We start from the raw sequence: 21,853 nt of genomic DNA, 5'->3' as shown, positions 1-21,853 counted from the left end.
AGGCTGCGGCGCGCGCCGATGTCCCGCCTGTCTCCGCTCGCCCTCGCACTGTGTCTCGTCACCCTGCCCGCCGCCTCGGCGGACCCGGGGCGGCCCTCGCGCGCCGACCTCCAGCGGGTGCTGGAGCAGCACAGCCGCTCGGTGGTGAAGGTGAGCGGTCCCCGACGCGCCGGCCCGGGCATCTTCGTGGGCACCGCGGGACAGGTGCTCACTTCCATGGACCCCGTGGGCCTGGAGTACGTGGGCCTGAACGTCGCCACGGTGGAGCATGAGGGGCAGGCCCTGCCCGCGCGGGTGTTGCTCGCCAACGTGGCGCTGAAGGTCGCCGTCGTCGCCGCGCCAGATGGCGCCTACCCCGCCGTGCCCGTGCGCCTCCTCAAGGAGGGCGACAGCCTGGCGGGGCGCTGGGTGGTGGGCGTCATCCCTGGCGCCCGGAATCGCCCCGCGAAGCCCGAAGCGGCCCAGGCCTCACGCGCGCCGGCGCCCTTCTATGATGTCCCCCTGGCCCTGCCCCCCGGCAGTCCCCTGTTCGACTCGGACGGGCGACTGGTGGCGGTGGTGGTGCAACGCACCCGGAGCGGCTGCAGGGTGCTCCCCCTGGGCGAGGTGAAGCTCACCCTCGCCACCGCGAACGAGCCATGAGTCAAACGGTGGCGACCCCCTGGCGTCCCAACGCCGTGCAGGAAGCCGTGGGCCTGTGGGCCCTGGGCTTCGCGGGCATCATCGCCGCGTTCCTCATCTTCGGCGGCACCAGCATCCCCAAACTGGTGGCGACGGTGGGCTTCCTCTACCTGCCCCTCATCCCCATGCGCTGGCGGGACGAGGACTACCGCGACTACGGCCTGTCCCTGCGCGCGTGGCGCGAGGACGTGCGCCTGTTCCTGTTGTTCTCCGCGGTGGTGGGCCCGCTCTTCTTCCTGGCGTTCGCCGGCTTCGCGGAGCTGTTGCCGCACCTGCCCGAGACACTCGCGCGCCACCTCACGCCGCTGGGCGGAGAGGCCCACTTCCGCCTCCGGCTGCCTCCGCGCTTCGGGGAGTGGGTGGTGGATCAACTCTTCGTCGTGGCGCTGCCCGAGGAGTTCTTCTACCGGGGCTATCTGCAGACGCGCCTGCGCGACGCGTGGCCGCAGGGGCGCAAGTTCCTGGGCGTGCGGCTGGGGCCCGCGTTCTGGGTGACCGCGGTGCTGTTCGCCCTGGGGCACCTGGCCATCTTCCAGGCGTGGCGCCTGTCCGTCTTCTTCCCCGCCCTGCTGTTCGGATGGATGCGCGAGCGCACCGGCACCGTCGTGGGCGCCGCGCTGTTTCACGCGGCCTGCAACCTCTTCGTGCGAGTGCTCGAGGTCTCGTTCTTCGGCGGGCCCTGAGCCCCGCCTGGAGCCGCCATGTCTTCATTGGACCCCGCGACGAGCCCATCGCTCGACGCCCGCTGTGCCTTCCACCCGGAGATGACCGCCACCGCCGCTTGCCAGCGCTGTGGCACCTTCGCGTGCCACGACTGCCTGCGGTGGGCGCGCGACGGGCGGCGCTACTGCGGCTTCTGCGCGGTGAGGGCCCTGCCACCGCTGGCCTCCCGGGCAGACCGCTTCCTCGCCAACCTGGTGGACTCCATCGTCGTCTTCGTCCCCTTCACCGTGGGACTCGTCATGATGGCGCTCACCGAAGACCTGCCGGGCCGGGAGCTCTTCTCGCTCGTCTTCCTGCTGGGCGGAGTCCTCGGCTCCCTCCTGCTGTGCGGCGTGCAGCTCTACCTCGCGGCGAAGAACGGACAGAGCCTGGGCAAGCGCTGGCGCCACATCCGCGTGGTGAGGATGGACGGGAGCCATGTTTCACTCGTCCGAATCCTCCTCTTGCGAAACCTGCTCCCCAGCATCCTGAACCAGCTGCTGTGCGTGTCTGGCCTTGCCGACGCGCTCTGCATCTTCCGGGAGGACCGGCGCTGCATCCACGACTACCTGGCGGACACCCAGGTCATCGAGGTCCCCGAGCACGAGCGCGCCGGAACCCCGTCCTACCGGGGCTGATCCACCCCAGCTCCCCGGAAACCCTCATTTCTCCCCCTTTGAGGGTGGAAAAATGCCGGGATAATTCACCGTTAATTCCCGGGAGCCCCGCCCACGAGTCGGCTCGGACTCCACCCACAGCCCCCTCCGATTCCACCCCTGGCAGAACGAGACACACCTCCAGTCTCACAAGAGGGCTGAAATCACTGAAACACTGGCAAAAATAAGCGGAGAAAGCGGGGATGGCGCGTCGCAGCACTGAGATCCGAAACTCCATGTGACGTCAGCGCGACAATCCTGGCATCCCCCGCTGTCAATGAGCTTCGAATGACCATCCGTCGAGTCGACACCAAGCCCGTCAGCGTCCGTCCCGCAACCACCGAGGCCCAGCCGAAGAACACGGCGAAGGCCGCCACCCCGCTGACCACCAAGGACGGCTTCGGCCCCTCGGCGCGTCCCACGGAGCTGGCGCGTGCGGAGAAGACGCTGACCCAGGCCCCCGCTGGTCCTGGCCGGATCGCGCTGACCAGCCCCGAGGCGCAGCAGGCCGTGCAGGCCTCGCTGAACCACATCAACCCGTTGAAGGGCGCGCAGACGCTGCTGCCCCAGCCCACCACGTTCGTTCCCGCCAACGTCGAGCGCGACGCGCTCGGCATGACGCACGTCCGCCTGGACCGCGTTCACGAGGGCGTGAAGGTCTTCGGTGAGCAGATCATCTCCCACCTGGACAAGGACGGGAAGGTCACCGGCGTCACCGGCGAGCAGTCCACGGTGCCGGCGGGCCTGGGCCGTGAGCTGCCCAAGCTGAACACGCAGTCCGCCATCGACATCGCGCGCAAGGAGTTCGGCCTGAAGCCGGACAAGCAGCCGAACGCCGAGCGGGTCATCTACCAGGACAAGGCCGGCGAGTATCACTCCGCGTACCGCGTCCAGATGCAGGCGATCGAGGGCCAGGACCGCCCCCAGAAGATGAACTACCTGGTGGATGCGAACACCGGGAAGGTCTTCGAGTCCTTCAACGAGATTGGCGGGTTCTACGGTTCGAACCGCGCGGCCCCCAAGGGCGCGGCGGCTCCCGAGCCCATCACCGCGACGTCCACCACGAAGACGGAGATCGCCGACCAGGGCACCGTCACGTCGAAGATCGCGTTCGACAAGGACGTGACCATCGACAAGCTGAAGCTGGACCTGGACATCGCCCACACGTTCAAGGGCGACCTGAAGGTCACGCTGACCAGCCCCTCCGGCACGAGCGCCGTGGTGCACGACCGCAAGGGCGGCAGCACGGACGACGTGAAGGGCTCGTTCGACCTGAGCGCGTTCGCCGGTGAGAGCGCCAAGGGCGAGTGGACGCTGACCGTCGAGGACAAGGCCCGGCTGGACAAGGGCACGCTGAACGGCTGGGGCGTGAGCATCACCCCGACGGAGACCACGCCCCCCGTCGAGGAGCCCACCAACAAGACGGTGGACGACACCTCGCTGTACAGCGGCAAGGTCGCGCTGGAGACCACGAAGGGCGCGGACGGCAAGTACACGCTCGAGGACGGCACGCGCGGCAAGGGCGTGAACACCTACGACGCGATGAACAAGACGACGGCGTCGGGCAAGACGCAGATCACCGACGACAACAACGTCTGGGGCGAGGCCTCCGACGGCCCGCGCACCAAGGCGGCCGTGGACGCGCACTACGGCGCGGAGATGACCTACGATTTCTACAAGGAAATCCTGGGCCGTGACTCCATCGACGGCGCGGGCGAGGCGCTCAACTCCTTCGTCCACGTGCGCACCAACTACGTCAACGCGTTCTGGGACGGCACGAAGATGAGCTACGGCGACGGAGACGGCAAGACGTCCGGCCCGCTCACCGCGCTGGACATCGCCGGCCACGAGATCACCCACGGCCTGACGGAGCGCACCGCCGGCCTCATCTACCGCAACGAGTCCGGTGGTCTGAACGAGGCGTTCAGCGACATCATGGGCGCGGGCGTGGAGTGGTACGCGTCCACGAAGAACCCCGAGGTGAAGTTCAACTGGACGGTGGGCGAGACCGCCTGGACGCCGACGAACGGCTCCAACGAGGACGGCCTGCGCTACATGAACGACCCGAAGAAGGACGGGTACTCCATCGACAACTACAAGGACTACCCGAAGCAGACGGAAGTCCACGGGTCGAGCGGTATCGCGAACAACGCCTTCTACCTGCTGGCGAACGGCGGCACGAACAGCACGTCCAAGCTCGAGGTCAAGGACGGCATCGGCATGGACAAGGGCCTGAAGATCTACTACCGCGCCCTGGCCCACTACATGACGCCGAACACCACGTTCGCCCAGGCCCGCGCCGCGACCATCACCGCGGCCACGGACCTGTACGGCGCGGACTCGGCCGAGGTGGCGAAGGTCAAGGAGAGCTGGACCGCCGTCGGCGTGAACTAACGCTGACGTGAGCGCGGAGGGCGGGGACCGAACTCCTCGCCCTCTGGCTCCAGCCGCCACGACAGTGATTGCAGCCCCGAGGCCTGGGGACTCACGCCAGCCCACTGGTGCAAGAGTTCCCGGGCCTCGTTGCGTTCAGCCTCCGGCAGCTGCGAGATGCGCGCGCCGTGATTGCCTCCCGCCACCGTGTAGAGCACGGCCTCGCGAGCCCCACCCAGCTCGTACGCCGCCGCGCTCCACGGGTCATGGCCGCCGTAGATGAACATCAGCCGCTCGCCCTGGGTGGAGACCCAGTCCTGGATGTCCGGCATCGCCTCCGGACGGAACACGGGGCTCAGGCCGGGCGGGACGTACACCGCGGGCACGTCGGTGCCCGGATGCTGGAGCTGGCTGGCCAGGTGGACCTCGAAGGGCCTCGGGTGCCCCAGCTCCACGGCGGCCTGGTAGAAATACGGGCCATAGGCCTCCACGTCCGCGTCGGAGAAGAAGTCGAGCCCCACGCGCCCGTCCAGCTCGTCCATGAGCGCGGAGTCGCTCGCGGAGTCGTTCGGCACGGTGTTGCAGCGCGCGAGGCTGTCGTACTGCCAGAAGTAGAAGTAGTGCTCGATGATGGCGTGCTCGAAGGCGCGCTCCCGGCCCAGGTGCTGGAAGGTGAGGCCGCGCTGCTGGGCCCTCGCGTCCATCAGCGGCAGCAGGGCCGTGCGCCGGTCCAGGGCCGCGCGCTGGAAGGACTTCAGCCGCTCCCGACACGCCGCCTCGCCCACGGACTCCTGGAAGGTGATGAAGCGGTCATCGTCGAAGCGGGCGATGGGCGCCACGTAGGCCACCGTCGCGTCCACGTCCTGGGGATGGAAGCGGCGGAAGAACACCATCGTCTCGCCCCCCTTGCTCGCGCCCGTCGAAACCCACCGCAGGGGATACACCGGCTTGAACGCCTCGACGATGCGATGGAAGTCGTCCGCGGACTGCCGGATGGTGAGCTGGCTCCAGTCCGTTGGCGTGGGGCGGCTCGGCCCGAAGTAGCGATGCTCCACGGAGAGCTGATTGGCGTCGAGCAGTTGCGTGGGCTCGCGCCGCGACGGCTCGGTGGAGACGAAGTAGCCCCCCGAGTAGAGCACCATGGGACTGGAGCGCGAGATGTGCAGCAGCGTCAAACGCTGGCGGAAGCGCTGGCCGTCCGGATGGGCATGGTCCACCGGCTGCTCGAACTCCATGACGAAGAAGCGGTGGTTCGGCAGCTGCGGGCCCGCGGGCTCCTCGCGCACCGTGAGGCCAGGGATGCGGGCCAGTTGCACGAGGACGTCCTCTTCCGTCGGCGGCTCTCCCCCGTTGTCACAGGCCGACAGCAGACACAGAAGCAGGACGGATGCGAAACGCCCGCGGCGCAAGAGGGGCTCGGCGAAAGACATGGCGCTCCAGTTCCGGCCGGGCACCACCGCCTGCGAGATGCGAGCACGGGAGTCCGGCGCGTGACGCGGAGGCTACTCCGATTCGCGCGCCCCCTCGCTCGCGCGGGCACCGCGGGCGAAACCCGCTCAGGGAGCCGAGGACTCGGCGCTGGCGCCCGCCAGGGCCACCGCGTGCCGGTCATCCTGCGGCAGCCCGTCCATCAACAGCATCATCGTGTGGGCGCTCGCGTGGCGCAGCGCCTTGGCGGCGGCGTACTCGGGAGAGGACCACCAGGCGCGGGCCTGCTCGATGGTGGGGAACTCCAGCAGGGCGAAGCGGGGCGGCTGCCACGTCCCCTCGAGCGCCTCCGTCGCCCCACCCCGGACGAGATAACGGCCGCCATAGTGGGCGATGGAGGGAGGCGCGAGCTGCTTGTAGCGCTCGTAGGTCTGCACGTCATGCACCGAGATTTCGACGACGACGTAGGCAGGCATGGGCGCTCCTGATGTGGGATCAGAACACGAATGGGAACCGCACCGGCCCCCCCTGCTCATGGTGCTTGGGGAAGACCCAGGCGCCGACCTTGGCCTCGATGCAACGCGCGAACGACGTGCCGCGCAGAGAGGCCGTCTCGGTGACGACCTCGGACACTTCTCCACTCGGAAGGATGGACCAGCGCACCACCACGCGCGCGCCCTCGTCCACCGGACGCGGCTTGACGTCCGCGCACGCGGTGACTTCGCTCTTGTTGGCGAGCACCACCTCGAAGACATCCGACTGCGCCAGCGACACGCGCGGATTCTGGATGGGCGCCACCGGCGGGATGTAGACGGAAGGGGCGTCTTCCGGCCCACCCGAGCCTGGAGAAGGCCCCGCCAGCTCCCGCGCGAAGTCCTCATCCGGCCCCAGGTCGTCTTCCGAGCCGGGCTGCGGCGGGCTCGCGCGCACGGGTGCCTCGACGGGCGTGGGCGGCGGCGACACGGGACGCTCTCCAGAACCCAGCTTGACCTCGGAAATCCTCGGCGACACCGCCGCAACCGCCGGCGCGGCCTCCACGTCCCGGTCCATGGTGGACGAAGGCGCGGCGGCTCCCACGGACTTCGCGAGTCCCCCACCGGACACGGCCAGCACAGGCACCGCGCCACCCCGCTCCACGGCCGCGACCCCCGCGAGGGAAGGACGGACCGCCGCGACTGGCGGCAACGTCGGAGCGATGGGAGCGGCCACGACGTCCATCGCGATACCCCCACCGGACGGCGCGGAGACACCCTGCGCGGCACCCGCAAGGGCCGCCCCCGGCACGGACACGGGAGTCGTTGCCACGGCCTCGGGGACAGGCGCGCTCGCGACCACGGGCGGGGCCACGGCCACGACGGGCGGAGCCACCACCTGGGAGGGCGCGGGCTTGAAGAGCTCCGCGACATTCATGCGGGCGAGCAGCGCCGAGGCGCCATCCCAGCGACCGAACAGGCCCATGACGAGCGCGACCGTCACACCCCCCGCGACGCCACCGGCCAGGGTGAACCACCAGCCGCCCACTCGCGAGCGGGCCTCCACCTGCTCGGAGACCTCGGTGACTTCGGCGAGCACCGCGTGCGTTCCCACGGTTTCAACCGGTGAGCTGGACATCGCCCGAGGGGACGCCTCGACGGCCCATGCGGGAATGCCCGAGGCCTCCGCCACGGTGGCCGCGGGCAGCTCCGGCCCCTCGGAGAAAGCGGCCGACAGGGCCGCGTCCACGGCGGCGCTGAGCTCCAGCTCCAGGGGAAGCGGCGCCAGCGTTTGGAGCAGCTCCGGAACCTGCCCCAAGGGCAGCCATGCCGCGAAGCCCGCGCGCCAGCACAGCGAGTCAGGCCCCAGCTCGCCACGCTCCCACGCCCCCTTCAGGGCCTCCGCTTCGAAGGGCCCCGCGGGCCTGGCGCCCAGCGCGATGAACCACGCGTGCTTCTCGGTGGGAACCGGCGTCGGCGCGGGCTCCTCCTCCACCACGGACGACACGAGCGAACGACGCACGCCCTTGTGCAGCCGCTCACCATGCACGTCACCGCGAGCGCGCGACGTCGCCGCCGGCACGCGCGGGTTCTTGTCCGTGCGCAGCTTGCTGACGAAGACGTCGAGCTCCGCCTCGGAGACGCCACCGAACACGGGGGTGCCTCCGCCTTCAGGCTCCGTCGTGCCCGCCGAAACCTCCTCCGGCAAGGCCTTTCCTTCCCGTGAGTCGCCGACCATTCGCCAACTCCTTGATTCCGCCCCGCCCCAGCTCCATCCGAATCCCTCAATGGAATGCCGATGCGCGATTTCGTCAACGGAGAGTCTCTGCGCGAAGGTAGCCAGGGTCCACACTCAATGAGGATGCGGAATGGAATTCTCCACCGTCATTCCGGATAACTCGGCACACCTCCTCACATTCACATACGGATGCGGTGCCATGCCTTCAATCACTCCTGGGTCAGAGACGCTTCTCTCGGATCAGAAAGAGGGGGCGCCGGGGCTTGCCCGCAGTCGCCCCACGCCTCCGCTTGGAGCTACTCCTTCAGTGCGGAAGTGAACTGCATCAGCGTCTTCTTCGCGTCCCCCAGCACCATCATCGTGTTGGGGCGCACGAAGAGCTCGTTCTCGATTCCGGCGAAGCCCGGGTTGAGCGAGCGCTTGAGGACGACACACGTCTTCGCCATGTCCGCGGAGAGGATGGGCATGCCGTAGATGGGGCTGCTCTGGTTGGAGCGCGCCGCCGGATTGACCACGTCATTCGCTCCCACCACCAGCGCCACGTCCGTCGCCGTGAAGTCGTCGTTGATGACGTCCAGGTCGAACAGGTGGTCATACGGAACGTTGGCCTCGGCCAGCAACACGTTCATGTGCCCCGGCATCCGTCCGGCCACCGGATGGATGGCGTAGCGCACGTCGCAGCCATTGGCCTGAAGGACGTTGGCCAAATCCCTCACCGCGTGCTGTGCCTGCGACACGGCCATGCCGTAGCCCGGCACGACGATGACGGAGCGGGCCGCGCGCAGCACCTCCGCGGCCTCCTCCACGCTGCCCACGTTGGGCGCCGGACCCGAGGCGGATGCGCCCTCCGTGACGGCCTTCGCCTCCGGTGCCGCGCCGAACGCGCCGAAGAGCACGTTCGCGAACGAGCGGTTCATCGCCTTGGACATCATCATGCCCAGCAGGAAGCCGGAGAAGCCGTCCAGCGCGCCGCAGATGATGAGGACGTTGTTGCCCAGCGCGAAGCCCGTCGCCGCCGCCGCCAGGCCCGCATACGAGTTGAGCAGACAGATGACCACAGGCATGTCCGCGCCACCAATGGGCAGCACCAGCAACACCCCCAGCAGCACGCCCAGCGTCGCGACGGAATAGAAGGCCCACGACGCGTCGGGCGAATAGACGAGAAAGCCAATCAGCCCCAACGTGCCGACAATCATCAGCATGTTGGAGATGTTCTGTCCCGGGTAGGTGACGGGCCGGCCGGTGATGAAGCCCTGCAGCTTCCCGAAGGCCATGATGCTTCCGGTGAACGTCAGCGCGCCGAGCGCCACCTCCAGGCCCGTGGCGGTGATTTGCAGCGTGCTCATGTGGGGACCTCCGTGCTGGAGGTACTCGACGACGCCCACGAGCCCCACCGCCAGGCCGCCGAAGGCATGCGAGAGCGCGATGCGCTCGGGCATCTTCGTCATGGGAATCCATAGGCCCATGCCCGTGCCCACCGCGGAGCCGATGAGCAGCGCCACGACAATCCACTCCCAGCGCACGATGACCTGCGTCACGCCCACGCCGTACAGCAGCGTGCCCGCGACTGCGGCCACCATGCCAATCTCCGCGAGCAGCACGCCCCGCCGGGCCGTCTGCGCGTCGCCCAAATCCTTCAGGCCCAGCACGAAGAGGATGGAGGCGCCCAGGTACAGCAGTTGGACGAACGTCTCCGTCAGGGAGAGGGTCATCGCGCGCCACCCTTCTTCTTGAACATCCGCAGCATGCGGTCGGTGATGAGGAAGCCACCCACGACGTTGATGGTGGCGGCCAGCACCGCCACCGCGCCGAGCATCGTGGACACCGTCCCGTAGTGCCCACCCGCCGCGAGCAGCGAGCCCACCAGTGAGATTCCGGAGATGGCGTTGGTGAAGGCCATCAGCGGCGTGTGCAGGAGGTGCGGCACCTTGGAGATGACCTGGTAGCCCGTGAAGGCCGCCAGGAAGAAGACGTAGAGGCCGAAGATCAGCGTCAGCGACATGTCAGCCCTCTCTCCTGGCCTGGTCCGCCATGGCCATGTCCGCGACGGCCGGGTGGACCACGTCCCCGCCCCGGGTGATGAGCATTCCCTTCACGATTTCATCCGCGACATCCAGCTTGAGCACGCCGTCCTTGTCGGTGACGTGCGCGAGCAGCTTCTCCATGTTGCGCGAGTACATCGCACTGGCATGCACCGAAATCTGGCTGGGCAGGTTGCGCTCGCCGATGACGGTGACGCCCGTCTCGGTGCGGTAGCGCTCCCCCGCGCGCGTCAGCTCGCAGTTGCCACCCTGCTCCGCCGCGATGTCCACCACCACCGAGCCACTCTTCATCCGCCGCACCATCTCCGCGGGCAGGAGCACCGGCGCGCGCCGCCCCGGCACCAGCGCCGTGGTGATGACGACGTCCGACTTCGCCACGTGCGTCGCCAGCACCTCCGCCTGCTTGCGCTTCGCCTCATCGCCCAGCTCCTTCGCGTACCCGCCGGAGCCCGCCGCGTCCGCGATGTCGATGTTGACGAAGCGCGCCCCCAGGCTCTCCACCTGCTCCTTCACCACCTTGCGGACGTCGTACGCCTCCACCACCGCGCCCAGCCGCCGCGCCGTCGCGATGGCCTGCAGTCCCGCCACGCCCGCGCCCAGCACCAGCACCTTCGCGGGAGGAATGGTGCCCGCCGCCGTCATCAACATGGGGAACAGCCGGGGCAGCGCCTCCGCCGCCAGCAACACCGCGCGGTAGCCCGCGATGGTCGCCTGCGAGCTGAGCACATCCATCATCTGCGCCAACGTCGTGCGCGGAATCATGTCCACGGCCAGCAACGTCACCCGACGCTTCGCCACCTCTCGCGCCAGCGCCGGATTCGCCAGTGGGTACGCCAGGCTCACCAGCACCGAGTCCGCCTTGAGCCGGCCCAGCTCCGTCTCGTCCGGCGGCTGAATCTTGAGCAGCAGGTCGGCGGCGGCGTAGAGGGCGTCGACGCTCGACTCGACCCGGGCACCCGCGGCCCGCAGCTCGTCGTCGGAACACTCCGCGCCCAGGCCCGCACCGCTTTCGACCACCACTTCATGCTTCTTGCCGATGAGGCGTTTCACGCTCTCCGCCACGAGCGCGATCCGCCTTTCACCCGGCACCGTTTCACGGGGGATGGCGATGATCATGCGGGCGAGCATAGGCCCATCCCCTCCGCCCAATTCAATCCCAGCCAACGAAAGCCATTGCAATCCGTGTCAAGCACGGCCGCGTCACGAGTGTTCACCGTGCAAGGCGTTGTCGCGAACGTAAGGGGTTCCCCCGAGCCCCGACATCCCCCCACCCGGACGGTTCCACCCGAATCCGAGGCCCACACCGGCCCGACTCTTGCTGTCGGGGGCCGACGCACCCGTCCCCCCGTCGGATAGACTCGCCGGGAGAAAGCCACCATGCCCTTCGACCTCCGGGAAATCCTTCGCCAGTCCGAAGCCGCCTCCTCCGATGGAGGGCTCCCCACCTGGCTGAAGGAGAGCTGGAGTGACTCGGAGGGCTTCATCGCCGCGCTCGCCACCCACCACGCGGGCCGGGGTGGCCCCGCGCCGAAGAGCCGCCCGGGCCAGCACCACGACTTCTTCCATGACCTGGTCGTCCGCCACGCGGACTCCGGCGCCGCGGCCTTTCGCGCCTGGGACTCCGCGCGAGGCTGGCAGGCCCTGGGCTACCGGGAGCTGGGCGAGCGTGCGTCCCGCCGCGCCACGGAGTGGGCCGCCCAGGGCGTCAAGCCGGGCGTGAAGGTCGCGCTCGTCCATCCGCTGGGACAGGAGCTGCTCGTCTCGCTCATGGCCGCGCTGAAGCTGGGCGCGTGCATCAGCGTCCTGCCGCCCACCGGGCCCCTGTTCCTGTCGCGGAGGCTCGCGCTCCTGGAGCCCCAGCACATCTCCGCGGAGGCCCACCAGGCGCCGCTCATCAAGGGCTTCGAGAACCTCCTGCTGCGCTCCCGAGGGGACGCGGCGCCCTCGTTCGCCTCCCACACGTACCGCCCCGCCGACACGGTGGCCCTGCTGTTCTCGCCGCGAGTCGACCCGCCGGACACCCCCGTGCCCCTCAGCGCCGAGCGCGCGTGGACCGGCGCGCTGTGTGACGGGCTGCTCACCTTCGGCCTGGGCGCGGGCGACGTGCTCGCGGCGCCCGGCCTCCACTTCCTCCAGCACCAGCCCGCCCTGCTCTTCGCCTCGCTGCTGAGGGGCGCGACCTTCCTCCACCTGGAGCCCGCGGACCTGGAGCGCACCCCCGGCCTGCTGCTCGAGCACCCGCCGCGAGCGCTCGGCGTCTCTCCGGCCCTCCGAGACACGCTGACGCGCGCCCGCTCCGGGCCCCTCAAGGGCGTGGGGCACTGGTTCCGCTCCGTCGATGCCCTCCATGACTGGGAGGCCTGGCGGGAGTGGGTGCGGCAGTCGGAGCTGACCAGGGTGCCCCACGCGCTGGTGCTCATCGACGCGTCGGAGGGCGGCGTGGTGCTCGCGTCGCCCCGCCGCATCGGCGAGCTGAACGCGGCCATCGCCCCCGCACCCGGGCGCCCCTGGACGTTGAAGGACCTCAACCTGAGTGGCCAGGAGGCCGCGGGCGACGTGGGCGTCTTCACGCCGCTGCCGGACAAGGACCATCCCCCCGGCCACGTCATCCTCACCCGCCAGCGCGAGCAATTCCTCTACGCCGGAACGCGCGACGTCCGCCGCGACGGCCGCATCTACCCATCAACGGAAGTCGTGGAGGCGCTCGCCGACCTGCCGTTCTGCCAGGGGGCCTGCGTCAGCATCGCCGCGTCGGGAGGCACCGCACAGCACACACCTCACGTCCTGCTCGTCTTCACGGGCACCGAGGACGCGGAGCGCTTCACGCAGGAGGCGGGCAACCGACGCCTGGAGGTGCGCCGCCGGCTGGAGCTGCGGCTGGGCGCCGAGCACCTCCCGGACCGCATCGAGCTGTTCCCCCTTCTCCCGCACAGGACGAAGGACGGACAGGTCAACGCGGAGTGGTGCCGCTCCCAGTACCTCACGGGCGCGCTCCACCAGAAGTCGTCGGACCCCGTGTTCCAGGCCCTCACCGCGCTGAGGGGCCGCGCTCGCGAGAGCGTCCGGGGCCCCGGCGACGACGAGCGCTCCCGCTAGCGCGCGTACGCGGCGGACGCGCCCGCGTTCCCTGGCGACGCGTCCTGGCCGACCCGGCCCCCTCCCCCTTCGAGGCCCCAGAGGGAAACGGCCGGATCTGAACGCTGGCACGCGCCACGCAATGGCGTGGCTCAGCGTCTGACGTTCCATCCCGGAACCCACGACGCCCACGAGGTGCTCGCATGGGAGCCCAGGTCGTCATGGGAGCGATGCTGCAGTGCAGTTTCGGCCTCGCCCCCTCGTCGCTGGTGGTGCTGCCCACCAACAAGGTGGTCAGCCCGACGCCCGCGGCGAACGTCCTCGACAACAAGCCCCTGGTGAACATCCCTCCCTTCGGGATGTGCCAGTCGCTGGCCAACCCCACCGTGGCGGCGGCGACGGCGGCCGCGCTCGGCGTCCTCACGCCCATGCCCTGCATCCCCGCCACCGCGGCGCCCTGGGTGCCCGGCTGTCCCAAGCTGATGCTCGGCAACGCGCCCGCGCTGGAGAGCAACTCCAAGCTGATGTGCTCGTACGGCGGCGTCATCCAGGTCGTCTCCCCCGGACAGGTGAAGGTCATCGATGGCTGACCTGGCCCAAAGCCTGCCGCCCTTCGACGGCACCTTCCTGGAGCAGCCCCTGGAGGGCGAGCCTCCCCGCCTGGCACCGGGCGAAGAGCCCGACCCCCGCGTGGAGGCCGTCACGGAGGCCGTCGCCAGCGGCGACTACGCCAACGCGGCCCGCAGCGCGGAGGCCCTGCTGCGCGAGGGTCAGCGCGACACGCGACTCGTCGGCGCCTACCTCTTCGGCGCCTTCCAGGAGCAGGGCCTGCTCGCGATGCCGGGCCTCTTCCGCTCGCTCCTCCTGGTGCTCACCACCAGCCGCGCCGCGTTCGGCCCGGAGGCCAAGCGCGACATCTTCCTGGAGAGCGGACTGCGCTGGCTGTTGCGCTCGGTGAACAAGCACCTGGCGCACAACGAGAAGAAGCAGGACGCCTCGTGGCGGCGCTGGTGCGAGGCCGACAACCGCGCGCCCATCGAAGAAGCCCTCAAGCTCTCCGAGCCCATCCTCGCCGCGATGCCCTCCGCCCTTCCCAAGAATGGCTGCGAGGAGCCCATGCGCAACCTCAGCCACTGGCTGAGGCGTCACCTGGAGGCCCTGCCCCCACCCGCGCCGCCGCCCGCGCTCGCGCTCGCACCCCAGCCGCTCCCGGAGACCGCGCCCTCCCGCGACAACGCGCCCCCGGAGAAGTCCGCGCCCGCGCCCCGCGCCGAGCCGGCCGCGCCCACCGTGGGTGGCATGCCCATCTCCGCGCCGCTCGCGCTGCTGCTTCGCAAGCTGGAGGCGTTCAACACGCTGGTCGACCGCGGAGAGATGACGAAGGCGGGCGTGATTGCCGCGGACGTGCTGGCCACCGTGGAGCGGTTCGACCCGCGCGTGTACCTGCCCTCGCTCTTCACCCGCTTCTACTCCGGCCTGAGCGGCCACGCGCGCGACCTGGAGCCATTCCTGCAAGAGGCCGACTCGCTGCCCATGCGCGCGCTGGAGCAGCTCTACCGGGTGGACCTGGAAGCCTTCCTCGCCCAGCCCTCGCTGACCTCCAGAGAGGAGGACTGACGCCATGCTCGACGCCACGCCCACCTCCTCCACCCCGGCCGCCGGGGAGCCCTCCATCGAAGCGCGCATCATCGAGCGCGCCCACGAGTTCGACATCCCCGCGCTGGTGGAGCTGCTCTTCAAGGAGGGCTACGGCCCGGATGACCTGGAGCTGCGCAGCCACCGGGGCACCGTGCACGCCCCCCAGCTCGTCCACTCCATCGAGTTCGCGCGCAACCCGCGCCGCGCCATCATCACCGTCAACCTGGGACTGCTCAGCGTCCAGTCGCCCCTGCCCTCCTTCTTCCTCAAGGCGATGGAGTCGCTGCAGCACGACGCGATGGAGAGCTTCCTGGGCTACTTCGACCACCTGCTCCTGCGCGCGCGCTTCGCCGGCCTCTTCCCGGAGCGCGACGGCTCGCTCTTGCCGGGCTGGGAGGGCTCCGCCGCGCACCGCCTGCGCCTCTTGCGCCCCGCCTGTCCCTCCACGCTGCACTGGCTGTTCTCCCACGCGTACCCGGAGGCGGAGGTCCGCGTGCGGCGCGCCACCCGCCGCCAGCGCATCGACACGCGCGGCATCCAACTGGGCGGCGCGGCGCTGGGCGACGGCACCTCCATGGGCGGCTTCGCCACCGTGCCCACCGGCGGCCTCGAAGCCTGGCTGCACATGAACGAGGCCTTCTGTGGCACCGGCACTGCATGGGCCATTGAAGCGCGACGCCGGCTGCGCTCGCGCGTGTTGCCTCACCTCATCGACACACCGGTGTTCCTCACCGTGGTGCTGGTCATCAGGGACCAGCACGGACACGCCCGCGTCGAGGACTCCAGTCACCTGGGCTACGAGCCCATCATCGGCGGACCCGAGCAGTCGCGGCAGGTGGTCCTGTTCTCCGGTGACACCACGCCGACCTCACCGCCTCCGCAGTGACGCAGGACCCCGGCGCGTCCCGCCGGGTCGCAGAAAGGCCTTCCACCCGAGGGGAGTAACGTAGCCATGTCAATCCAGGAACAACTGCCCAAGTCGCGCATCACGCTCACGTACCGGACCACCATCAATGGCGAGCAGGAGGCGGTCGACCTGCCGCTGCGCATGCTGATGCTGGGAGACTTCTCGCTCGGCTCCTCCGAGGACCGGAAGGTGGACCTCGATGCGCGCAAGCTGCGCTCGGTCAACGGACGCAACCTGAACGAGCTGATGGCGGACATGAAGATGTCCGTGAACTTCCAGGTGCCCAACCGCATCAACCCGGACGTGGAAGCCGACCTGAACGTCGAGCTGCCCATCACCAAGATGAAGTCCTTCCACCCGGACGAAATCGTCAACCACGTCCCCAAGCTCAAGGCGCTGCGGCTGCTCAAGAAGCTGCTGTTGGAGATGCAGTCCAGCATCGACAACCAGAAGGCGCTGCGGAACATGGTCTACGAGCTGTTCTCCAACAAGGAGGCGCTCAAGGCCGTCCTCGCCGAGCTGAAGGACTACGAGTCGCTGAAGCTGCCCAAGGCGATTCCCGCGAACGCCACGCCCGCCGCCAACGGCGCTGGGGCCACCACGCCCGCCGCCACGGCCCCCGCGACCGCGCCGGCCACCGTCCCCGCCACCGTGAACTCGTAAGCCGCCGCTCACGTCCACTCTATTTCCACGAAGGTAACCGTCATGGCTGAAACCTCATATCTGCCTGGGTTGTTCAAGAGCGTGCGGCTGGAGCGTCCCGTGGACGCCAAGCCGATGATCTCCGAGAAGTTCGTCCCCGCACTCGATGAGAAGGAAGTCACCATCGAGGCGCGCTTCATGTCCTCGCTCGCCGCGCTCGTCCAGAACGTGTCCCCGGCGACGACGGATGCGGGCGACGCGGTGCGCTTCGACAAGGGCCAGGTGCTCGACGTCGTCGACCGCATCGACGCGATGATCAACGACCAGATGAACGAAATCCTCCACCACGAGCGCTTCCAGAAGATGGAGTCGGCGTGGCGGGGCCTGGAGGACCTGGTCTCCCACACCAACTTCAAGGCGAACATCGCCATCGACCTGCTGGACGCCGCGCAGGACGAGCTGGGTCAGGACTTCGAGAACAACTCCGCGGACGTGTTCGCCGGCTCGTTGTTCAACAAGGTCTACATCCAGGAGTACGACCAGTACGGCGGCCAGCCCTTCGGCGCCCTGGTGGGCCTGTACGAGTTCTCCTCCACGCCGGGCGACATCAAGTGGCTGACGCAGATGGGCAAGGTGGCCAACGCGGCGCACTGCCCGTTCATCGCCGCCGTCAGCCCCAAGTTCTTCGGCTGCGACAAGGTCGAGGAGATGGAGGCCATCAAGGACCTGGAGGGCGCGCTCGCCCACCCGCGCTACGGCAAGTGGAACGAGCTGCGCAACAGCGAGGAGGCCGCATACCTGGGCCTGACGTTCCCCCGCTACGTGCTGCGCCTGCCCTGGCATCCGGACAAGAACCCGTGCGACGACCTCCACTTCACGGAGGATTCGCAGGGTGACTCCAACAAGTACCTCTGGGGCAACTCGTCCATCCTCTTCGCCCGCAACATGGTGAAGGCGTTCGAGAACTCCGGCTGGTGCCAGTCCATCCGCGGCCCCAAGGGCGGCGGTCTGCTCACCGGCCTGCCGGTGGACACGTTCTTCATGCGCGGCCAGGAGGAGCTCAAGGCCCCGGTGGAGATCGCCATCCCGGACTACCGCGAGTTCGAGTTCGCGCGGTGCGGCTTCATGCCGCTCGTGTACAAGAAGGGCTCCAGCGAGGCGACGTTCTTCAGCACCCAGTCCGCCAAGGTCGCCAAGCGCTTCAAGGACCCGAAGGACTCGGAGAACTCGCAGCTCGTCACGAACCTGGCGTACACGTTCTCCATCACCCGCCTGGCGCACTACGTGAAGTGCATCATGCGCGACAACATCGGCAGCACCGCCGATGCGCCCTACATCCAGCGTCAGCTCGACGCGTGGCTGGCGGGCTACGTCACGACGGTGGCAAGCCCCGATGACCTCACGGTCCGCCGCTTCCCGTTCAAGGCCACCAGCGTGGTGGTGGAGCAGCGCACGGGTGAAATCGGCTGGTACGACTGCAAGGTCGCCGTCCTGCCGCACATCCAGTTCGAAGGCCTCAACGTGGAGCTGATGCTCGAGTCTCGGCTCGGGTAGTCCCCGCTTCTCTTCACCCAACCCCCAACCATCCAGGAGTGAGTCATGCCTCAATTCGCACGTGACTTGGACGTCTATCAGGGCTTCAACTTCAAGAAGGACAAGCAGACCCCCGTGGGCTTCATCACCTCCATCACCGTGGGCGGCATCGTCCTCGTGGCGGACCAGGAGACGATTGCCGACCCGGAGCAGCCGGACAAGGCGCTGGCCACCAAGTGTGTCGGCGTCCTGAACAGCTACCTGTGGGAGACGGGCGTCACCGACGCGCTGTACCTCTCCGCGCAGATCTCCACGGCGAACAAGCAGAAGATCGCCGAGATGCTGCTGGGCACGTTCTCCAACATCGAAGTGGTGATGAAGTACGTCATCTACGAGTACGACCCGCTCGCGAAGAAGTACTTCAAGTCCAACTTCGTGGACGCGGACCTCAACGGCCTGCTGGAGAAGAACGGCGACCGGCTGAACATCAACGTGGCGGACAACGAGTCGCGTGAGGTGCAGTCGCCCAAGAACTTCACGTTCCAGATTGGCGTGAAGCCCAAGACGCTGGAGCAGTCCATCAACGTCGCGGCGGCGTCCTCGAAGAACATCGTCAAGAAGTGGGGCGTCACGGAGACGGCGTAAGCCCCTCCGCCACGAAAACAACATGCCCCCCTTCAAGCTCGCACGGGTCCGGTGGCACGTCGGCCAGACGCTGCTTCCGGAGCATTTCGAGGCCCAGGAAGAGTCGCTGGAGGCACAGGTCCGCCTCCACGCCTCGCTGTCTGGCACGCCGGGTTACGGCGTGGCGGCGATGGCCTGGAGCGAGCCGTTGCTGGCCGGTGGAAGCCTGTCCGTCTCGACGTTGACGGCGGTCACCCCGGCTGGCTTCGTGGTGGATGTGCCCGGCAACGCGGTGCTGCCGCCCTTCTCGTTGGAGGGCACGGGCCGCGCGGAGGCCACGATCTACCTGCATGTGATGGGGGACACGACGAACGCGCAGAGCGTGCGGCTGTACGCCGAAGACCCGCCAGTGGTCGAGCGGGTGATGCGGCGGCTGCGCCTGTCCGCGGAGCCGGTCCTGGACGGAGCGAAGGACACGCTCCCCCTGGCCGTCTTCCGAAGGGATACCGAGGGCGTGTGGCGGCTGGCGGAGGACCTGGTTCCTCCGCTGCTGCTCGTGGGCCCCCACCCGTTCCTCGGGGCCCTGCTGGAGCGGCTGGAGGCGCTCCTGGAGCAGTCGCGGCTGCAGCTCATCGCCCGGCTCTCCGACAGCTACCTGCGCACGGACCGGCTCAGCAATGCCCGCCGCGCGCTGTGCGAGGTGCAGCGGCTGCAAGCCCTGCTGGAGGACATGCACCGCCATGTCTCCCCGCACCCGTATGTCTTCTTCGATTCCCTGCGCCGCCTGTACTTCGAGGCGTGCTGCTACCTGGAGCTGATGCCCGACAAGTCGCTGCCCACCTACCAGCACGAGGCCCCGGGCAAGGGGCTGAGCCGCTGGGTGGAGCTGCTCACGCGCGCGCTCCAGCCGGAGGCCACCCGCGCCACGCACCGGGCCTTCACGGCGCGCGACGGCCAGTTCATCTTCTCCCCGCTGCCGCCCGAGGTCCGGGAGAGCGGCGAATTGTACCTCCTGGTCCAGCGCCGCCTGGCCGGAGAGCCGCTGCCGGTGGACGGCGTGAAGCTGGCGGGGCCCTCGCGCCTGGCGACGGTGCGCCGCATGGCCCTCAAGGGCATCGCCTTCGAACACGTGCCGCACCCGTCCTTCCCGCACGCGCTGGGCCCTGAGATTGATTGGTACAAGCTGTCCCAGGGCGAGGAGTGGCAGTTCGCGCTGCGCGAGGACGGCCTGGCCTTCTACGCCACCCCGGCGCTCCAGGGCGCCCAGGTGTCCCTCTTCTGGCGCAGGTCCTGACATGGCCCGCGCTTCCTTCCTGGACAAGTTCGCGGTCCGTGGCGACAGCCGGGGCACCGGCCGCAAGGGCTCGAATGAGCTGGAGCACGTGCTGCGCAACCTGGAGGCCGTGCTGAACACCAAGGCGGGGTACGGCTTCTTCCGCCGCGACTTTGGACTGGGCGAGTACACGGAGAAGTACGGCACGCGCGAGCTGGTGGAGACGCTCACCCGCGAGCTGCGCGACGAGATTGCCCACCACGAGCCGCGCCTGTCGGACGTGGAGTTGACGCTGCGCGGGCGCGACGCGGGGCTGTGGCTGCACTTCGGCCTCACGGGCACCGTGGGCGGCGAGCGCCACAAGCTGCGCCTGCGCTTCGACACCCTCAGTGCCCACGTGCGCGTGGAGGAGGAGCCATGACGACCGGCGGCTTCGACGACAAGTTGGTGGTGTCCGTCACCCTGACGGCGGGCGGCACCGCGCACGCCATCCCCGCGGGCGACGTGAAGTCCTTCGCGCTGGAGCTGCGCCCCTGGGGCTTCGAGGGCCGCGTGGAGTTCGACCTCGCGGACAACACGTCCGCGGGAGGCATGGAGACGGACGCGCTCAAGGCCGCCTTCCTCCAGCAGGACTTGATGGAGGTCCAGCTCGAGCTCAAGAGCACGTTCACCGACACCGCGAAGCAGCCGGCGCTCACGTCCCTCAAGATCAAGGGCCTGGTCTCCGAGCGCACCCTGGTGGAGATGCCCGCGACGACCGCCCCTGGCGCGCCCCTGCTGCACCGCCGCTACGGGGTGACGTTCCAGGACGCGGCCCAGCTGCTGTGGAGCCAGCACTTCCCCTGCATCCTCTACACGCAGAAGTCGATGAAGGACGTGCTGGACGCCCACAAGGGCTCGCACATCACCTTCAACTACGACTGGAGCGCGGGCCTGGACAGCACCTGCCCGCAGTTGTTCCTGGGCCTCACGCCGGAGGAAGGCGCCAGCTTTTACGACTTCCTCCTCTGGTACGTGGACACGCGCAACGGCGTGCTGGCGTACGACTACGCGGCGGGCAAGTACGCGCTGTCCACGGCCAAGGCCGCGACGGGCACGCCCGTGCAGTTGGTGGGTCCGGAGATGGACCAGGTGGCGCTGCGCTTCCCCGAGGTGGCGCGCCACGACGTGAATGTGCTCAACGCGGTGGCCGAGGGCCCCGCCACCCGGCCCATCACCCAAGCGCGCGCCGTCACCGGCATCCGCCAGGACGTGCTCGTGCGCACCCCCATCACCACGGAGGTGGACGCGCGGGTGACGCTGGAGACCGGGCGGCTCAAGCTTCGCGGCATGGAGGTCGACCTGACGTGGAGGCGCTTCCCCGCCACCGCGCTGACGCCGGGCATGCTGGTGAAGCTGCCCACGACGCAGGCCTGGGCCGCGGCGGGGCTGGGCGCCGGGCAGACGTTCCGGGTGCGCTCCATCGCGTTGCGGGGGGACGCGCTCGCGTCCTCACCGGACGCGGACCACCTGGCCAAGAGCACCGGCTTCGACTTCGCCATGCACACCGTGCTGGAGCCCCAGGCGGAGACCTGGGTGGAGCTGCCCGCATACACCCCGCCCACCTGGCCCCGCTACGTGGAGGGACTCATCGTCAGCGAGATGGGCGAGCAGCCGCACGAGACGTGGCAGGCCTACACCGACTCGGCCACGTCGCAGGACGGCTACAAGGTGAAGATTCCCCTCTGGCAGAACCAGATTGTCACCCTCCCGTTCAACCCGAACCTCCTGCCCGGGCACTTCTACTTCCCGGCCTACAAGGGGGAGCGGGTGCTGGTGGGGCTGGACTTCCAGAAGGCCTGGCTCAAGCGCTTCCTGGACTGGCGTGACACGGCGCGCATGCCCGCGGACGGCCAGGGCACCCATCTGCTGGTGGGCAAGACGCCCGAAAACGGCACCTCCATGCGGCACTCCTATGCGGAGGGCAAGCCGGTCTTCCTCTTGCAAAGGACCAACGCCAAGGACACGGCCCGCATCGAAATCAAGGAGGGGACGCTGACCATCCGGGTGAAGGAAGAGCCCGCGTAGG

General features: G+C 69.0%; 20 protein-coding genes. 14 read left to right on the top strand and 6 right to left on the bottom strand.

Translation table 11 applies throughout. The features are described from left to right. Positions 1–18: 18 nt before the first annotated feature. The 4 genes from HUA74_RS14840 to HUA74_RS14825 all read left to right on the top strand — a co-directional run bounded on the left by HUA74_RS14840 (position 19) and on the right by HUA74_RS14825 (position 4,433). Positions 19–642, top strand: a complete 624-nt coding sequence (locus HUA74_RS14840) for a serine protease (RefSeq protein WP_174455036.1) — start codon at positions 19–21, stop codon at positions 640–642. Continuing rightward, positions 639–1,364 (top strand): myxosortase MrtX, encoded by a 726-nt coding sequence (gene mrtX / locus HUA74_RS14835; RefSeq protein WP_174455035.1) that lies wholly within the window; start codon positions 639–641, stop codon positions 1,362–1,364. Before HUA74_RS14840 ends, mrtX begins: the two co-directional genes overlap by 4 nt. A gap of 18 nt (positions 1,365–1,382) precedes the next feature. Next, positions 1,383–2,021: an RDD family protein gene (locus tag HUA74_RS14830; protein ID WP_254614363.1), complete on the top strand. Its 639-nt coding sequence runs from the start codon at positions 1,383–1,385 to the stop codon at positions 2,019–2,021. A gap of 306 nt (positions 2,022–2,327) precedes the next feature. Then, positions 2,328–4,433: a M4 family metallopeptidase gene (locus tag HUA74_RS14825; RefSeq protein WP_141646320.1), complete on the top strand. Its 2,106-nt coding sequence runs from the start codon at positions 2,328–2,330 to the stop codon at positions 4,431–4,433. Here HUA74_RS14825 and HUA74_RS14820 read toward each other — a convergent pair. The 6 genes from HUA74_RS14820 to HUA74_RS14795 all read right to left on the bottom strand — a co-directional run bounded on the left by HUA74_RS14820 (position 4,430) and on the right by HUA74_RS14795 (position 11,221). Next, positions 4,430–5,842 carry a S28 family serine protease gene (locus tag HUA74_RS14820; protein WP_174455034.1) on the bottom strand — a complete coding sequence of 471 codons (1,413 nt, stop codon included), beginning with the start codon at positions 5,840–5,842 and terminating at the stop codon, positions 4,430–4,432. The genes HUA74_RS14825 and HUA74_RS14820 overlap by 4 nt on opposite strands. Before the next feature lie 126 nt (positions 5,843–5,968). Next, complete coding sequence (locus HUA74_RS14815; protein WP_141646318.1) at positions 5,969–6,316, bottom strand: DUF1330 domain-containing protein; 348 nt, start codon at positions 6,314–6,316, stop codon at positions 5,969–5,971. 19 nt (positions 6,317–6,335) lie between these two features. Next, positions 6,336–8,021, bottom strand: coding sequence for a GYF domain-containing protein (locus tag HUA74_RS14810; RefSeq protein ID WP_174455033.1), 1,686 nt, complete (start codon positions 8,019–8,021; stop codon positions 6,336–6,338). 326 nt (positions 8,022–8,347) lie between these two features. Continuing rightward, positions 8,348–9,763, bottom strand: a complete 1,416-nt coding sequence (locus tag HUA74_RS14805; protein WP_141646316.1) for an NAD(P)(+) transhydrogenase (Re/Si-specific) subunit beta — start codon at positions 9,761–9,763, stop codon at positions 8,348–8,350. Continuing rightward, positions 9,760–10,053, bottom strand: a complete 294-nt coding sequence (locus HUA74_RS14800; protein ID WP_141646315.1) for an NAD(P) transhydrogenase subunit alpha — start codon at positions 10,051–10,053, stop codon at positions 9,760–9,762. Before HUA74_RS14800 ends, HUA74_RS14805 begins: the two co-directional genes overlap by 4 nt. Before the next feature lies 1 nt (position 10,054). After that, positions 10,055–11,221 (bottom strand): Re/Si-specific NAD(P)(+) transhydrogenase subunit alpha, encoded by a 1,167-nt coding sequence (locus tag HUA74_RS14795; protein WP_254614362.1) that lies wholly within the window; start codon positions 11,219–11,221, stop codon positions 10,055–10,057. Positions 11,222–11,470: 249 nt separating this feature from the next. On the opposite strand from HUA74_RS14795, the gene HUA74_RS14790 reads away from it, so the two are divergent. From HUA74_RS14790 to HUA74_RS14745, 10 genes are all read left to right on the top strand, one after another. Continuing rightward, complete coding sequence (locus HUA74_RS14790; RefSeq protein ID WP_174455032.1) at positions 11,471–13,189, top strand: AMP-binding protein; 1,719 nt, start codon at positions 11,471–11,473, stop codon at positions 13,187–13,189. Positions 13,190–13,371: 182 nt separating this feature from the next. Continuing rightward, on the top strand, positions 13,372–13,758 hold the full coding sequence (locus HUA74_RS14785; RefSeq protein ID WP_141646313.1) for a DUF4280 domain-containing protein: 387 nt from the start codon (positions 13,372–13,374) through the stop codon (positions 13,756–13,758). Next, on the top strand, positions 13,751–14,785 hold the full coding sequence (locus HUA74_RS14780; RefSeq protein ID WP_174455031.1) for a type VI secretion system protein IglI family protein: 1,035 nt from the start codon (positions 13,751–13,753) through the stop codon (positions 14,783–14,785). Before HUA74_RS14785 ends, HUA74_RS14780 begins: the two co-directional genes overlap by 8 nt. Before the next feature lie 4 nt (positions 14,786–14,789). Further along, complete coding sequence (locus HUA74_RS14775; RefSeq protein WP_141642941.1) at positions 14,790–15,692, top strand: type VI secretion system baseplate subunit TssG; 903 nt, start codon at positions 14,790–14,792, stop codon at positions 15,690–15,692. Positions 15,693–15,758: 66 nt separating this feature from the next. Continuing rightward, positions 15,759–16,376 carry a type VI secretion system contractile sheath small subunit gene (tssB, locus tag HUA74_RS14770; RefSeq protein WP_141642940.1) on the top strand — a complete coding sequence of 206 codons (618 nt, stop codon included), beginning with the start codon at positions 15,759–15,761 and terminating at the stop codon, positions 16,374–16,376. Between the two features lie 42 nt (positions 16,377–16,418). Beyond that, complete coding sequence (tssC, locus tag HUA74_RS14765; protein ID WP_141642939.1) at positions 16,419–17,909, top strand: type VI secretion system contractile sheath large subunit; 1,491 nt, start codon at positions 16,419–16,421, stop codon at positions 17,907–17,909. A 45-nt stretch (positions 17,910–17,954) separates the two neighbouring features. Further along, the gene (locus tag HUA74_RS14760; RefSeq protein ID WP_141642938.1) at positions 17,955–18,533 is read left to right on the top strand and encodes a hypothetical protein; all 579 of its coding nucleotides are present in this window, start codon (positions 17,955–17,957) and stop codon (positions 18,531–18,533) included. Positions 18,534–18,555: 22 nt separating this feature from the next. Next, entirely contained in the window at positions 18,556–19,806 is a 1,251-nt protein-coding gene (tssK, locus tag HUA74_RS14755; RefSeq protein WP_141642937.1) for a type VI secretion system baseplate subunit TssK, read from the top strand. Position 19,807: 1 nt separating this feature from the next. Beyond that, positions 19,808–20,206 (top strand): GPW/gp25 family protein, encoded by a 399-nt coding sequence (locus HUA74_RS14750; RefSeq protein ID WP_141642936.1) that lies wholly within the window; start codon positions 19,808–19,810, stop codon positions 20,204–20,206. Then, complete coding sequence (locus HUA74_RS14745; protein ID WP_174455030.1) at positions 20,203–21,852, top strand: hypothetical protein; 1,650 nt, start codon at positions 20,203–20,205, stop codon at positions 21,850–21,852. Before HUA74_RS14750 ends, HUA74_RS14745 begins: the two co-directional genes overlap by 4 nt. The last annotated feature ends 1 nt before the right edge of the window (position 21,853 follow it).

The organism is Myxococcus sp. CA051A (assembly GCF_013336705.1).
Lineage (GTDB): Bacteria > Myxococcota > Myxococcia > Myxococcales > Myxococcaceae > Myxococcus > Myxococcus llanfairpwllgwyngyllgogerychwyrndrobwllllantysiliogogogochensis.
The sequence above is the reverse complement of the archived record's forward strand: the minus strand, read 5'-3'. Positions and strand labels throughout refer to the sequence as shown.